Annotated in this window: 1 pseudogene; it reads left to right on the top strand. The window is 57.7% G+C overall.

The window, feature by feature from the left end:
• Window positions 1-782 precede the first annotated feature (782 nt).
• Window positions 783-1,048 (top strand): annotated as a pseudogene (locus tag QD357_RS32475) (XdhC family protein); the annotation flags it as partial.

Genomic DNA, 1,048 nt, shown 5'->3' with positions numbered 1-1,048 from the left:
GCTCACTGGGGGTGTTCCCGGTGTCGACAGGATGAATGAGAAGGACGACTACCTTCCAATCCTTTCACGGCCGCCTAGCGCAGTAAATGTTTCAAAGGATCTTTCAACGACTGGTAGCGGCGGCATTAGAGTAGCCTGGAACCGTTGTCTCGGATGTGTTGCCTTCGGCCGGGATCCATGTCGATCAGCGATTCCGGTGGGGCAAAGAGCTCTACCCGCTACGATMACATTCCTGTTGTTAGATGAAGCAAACTGCGTTACCGGGCGGGTTCTTGGTGTAAACGGCRGCTCCGCGCTCTGGGACTCTGCTAATAAAGCGGATATAGCCGATCAGTATACGAACCGAAACAGTGAGAACGCCTCGTTTCCGCCGGCTCAATGCTGACCTAGCCGTGGTGATGATTCCTTTCGGCAAGTAATATCTGCCATCTGGAAGAGAGCTTTCCGGTAACGGTCCAGCGTTTTCGGGCCGGTTACCGTCTGGACGAGGGAATAGTAAGAACGGTCCGTGGGAGCCKGTATTTGCTGGGCTTCTGTCCGTTGCAGAGTGGGCTTTAACCGCGCCCAAAATGGGGTATGTTTAACGAGCTAGCATATGAGACGCTCTGACAAAGGGGGCGGTGCGCTGACTCGCTGTCGAAACGCGCCGTTGCCCATCCCCGCAGCACAAGCCCGGTCGAAGGCCGCATCGCCCGCCTCMGCTTGACGAATTGATCGGCGGCCTGCGCGATGTCGCATGACCGGTCCCGAAATACGACAACCTCCAACAAAGAGGCAAATCGATGATCGAGGTTACCGACCTCTCCCTGGCCACAGCGGCGTCGGATGTCGACGTGATCGTCAGCGAACCGGGGAATGCCGGGCGAAACATTGTCGGGAATATCGATGGTTATTCGACMGTCCTGTTCCTGCATCACGATCTCGACCAGGAGGCGCCTGCCCTAGCCGCGGCTCTCGGTTCATCAGCCTTTTGCATCGGCCCGCTCGGAGCCACCCGGCCGCACCGAAGGCGCGTCGAGCGCCTGAGAGAACTCGGATACGACAACGA

The sequence above is a fragment of the Rhizobium sp. BR 317 genome (assembly GCF_047445835.1).
GTDB lineage: Bacteria > Pseudomonadota > Alphaproteobacteria > Rhizobiales > Rhizobiaceae > Rhizobium > Rhizobium paranaense.
The sequence above is the reverse complement of the archived record's forward strand: the minus strand, read 5'-3'. Positions and strand labels throughout refer to the sequence as shown.